We start from the raw sequence: 1,846 nt of genomic DNA on the forward strand, positions 1-1,846 counted from the left end.
ATCGCACGTCGTTCGCGTAAATTCAGCTCTGTATGGGCCGCTGTCCGTTCTCCTTGCTTTTCAGCAGGATAGGGGATTTGTCGCAACGGAGTTTAAAATGTGCCCCGTAACATGATTCGCTCGCGCGGAATATGGGTTATGTAAAATATGTCTCAACTCCACCTGGCCGGTAAACCTAGTTGTTTTGCCGAATGCGTTCTTGGATCGGGCTGTACAACAGCAACTCAGACGACCTTCAGCACCAAGACCCTAACTAGGATTACGCGGCCCAAACATAGCACGACTTGCCGGAACCGAAAATTCGGTTGGACCAACAGAAAACTGTAAGCGCCGTATCGACCCCACGTTGCAGCTAATGGCTTCGGCTGCGAGGTGATCTTCATCTCATGATGGGGAGTGCGTTTTGCAATGTGCGCTACAAATTCGTTTCTCAGATCGCTGGGCGTCGAGATTTACGCGTCGGGACATCGCCGGTGGCCGGATGAGGCCAAGGCCTTGGCCGTCGCGATGACCTTGGAGGCTGGTGCGACGGTGAATGCCGTGGCGGAGCGGTTTGGCATTCTGCCCAATCAACTCTCGGCATGGCGACGTGAAGCCAAACAGGGCAAGCTCGTGCTGCCTGCGGCAGAAGTCGAGGACCCTGTTTTTGCGCCTCTCGTTTTCTGCGAGGTCGCCGAGGGGGAAGCGGGCCCGGAGGTCGCATCGCAGGCTGCCCCGATCAGGATCATTCGAGGCGCTGTCGTGATCGAACTCGCCCATGATGCACCTGCGGCCCGGATTGCCGAGATTGCCCACGCGCTGGAGGTGCATCCATGCTGATGCCCTCGCAGGGCGTGCGGATCCTGGTGGCGACGAAGCCGGTCGACTTCCGGAAGGGGCATGACGGTCTCGCGGCGCTGGTCCAGTCGACGCTTGCCGAGGATCCGTTCACGGGCACGGTCTTCGTGTTCCGGTCGAAGCGCGCCGACCGGTTGAAGATCCTGTTCTGGGACGGCAGCGGACTCGTGATGGCCTACAAACGGCTGGAAGAAAACACCTTCACTTGGCCCGCGATCCCCGAGAGCCAGCGCGCCGCCGTTCTGGCGGTGCTGCAGGAAAACGGTGCCCTGAAGGAAGCCAACCGGCGGCTCGAGCATCTCGTGGCCGAGTTGAACCATGTCGTGCATGGCAAACGGTCCGAGAAGCTGAGTGATGACGACCGGCAGCTTGCCTTCGAAGACCTGGAAATCGCCGTCGCCGAGGTCGAGACCCGCAGGGAGCAGGCCGCCCCCTCCACCCAGACCCCGCGACAGAAACGGCAGCGCAATCTCGGCCATCTGCCCGCGGACCTGCCGCGCATCGAGCGTGTCATCGAACCGGCGAGCCTTGAGTGCCCTTGCGGCTGCGGCCGCATGCACCAGATCGGCGAGGATCGGACCGAGCGTCTCGACATCGTGCCTGCGCAGCTCCGGGTGCTGGTCGACATCCGGCCGAAGTATGCCTGCCGCATTTGCTCAGACGGGGTCACCCAGGCGCCCGCCGCGCCCCGGCTGATCGAGGGCGGCCTGCCGACCGAGGGCGCCATCGCTCATGTGTTGGTCTCGAAGTTCGCGGACCACCTGCCGTTCTACCGCCAAGGCCAGATCCTGGCGCGCTCCGGCATCCAGGTCGACCGCAGCACCCTGGCGGACTGGGCAGGCACCGCCGCCTTCCACCTCGGCCCCGTGGTCGACCGGCTGGCGGAACACATCAAGTCCTCCGGAAAGCTGTTTATGGATGAGACCACGGCTCCGGTCCTCGACCCCGGACGCGGCCGAACCAAGACCGGCTACCTCTGGGCCCTGGCCCGCGATGATCGCGGATGGGG

At 62.8% G+C, this 1,846-nt stretch carries 2 protein-coding genes; both read left to right on the plus strand.

Annotated features, from left to right (window positions below; genetic code table 11):
• Positions 1-396: 396 nt before the first annotated feature.
• Entirely contained in the window at positions 397-819 is a 423-nt protein-coding gene (locus BMW90_RS27335; RefSeq protein WP_407657416.1) for a transposase, read from the plus strand.
• A partial coding sequence (gene tnpC, locus BMW90_RS26030) for an IS66 family transposase (protein ID WP_211569049.1) occupies positions 813-1,846 on the plus strand: 1,034 nt, incomplete at its 3' end. The genes BMW90_RS27335 and tnpC, both read left to right, overlap by 7 nt.

Origin of the sequence: Marinovum algicola, from assembly GCF_900109145.1 — a bacterium.
Classification (GTDB): Bacteria; Pseudomonadota; Alphaproteobacteria; order Rhodobacterales; family Rhodobacteraceae; genus Marinovum; species Marinovum algicola.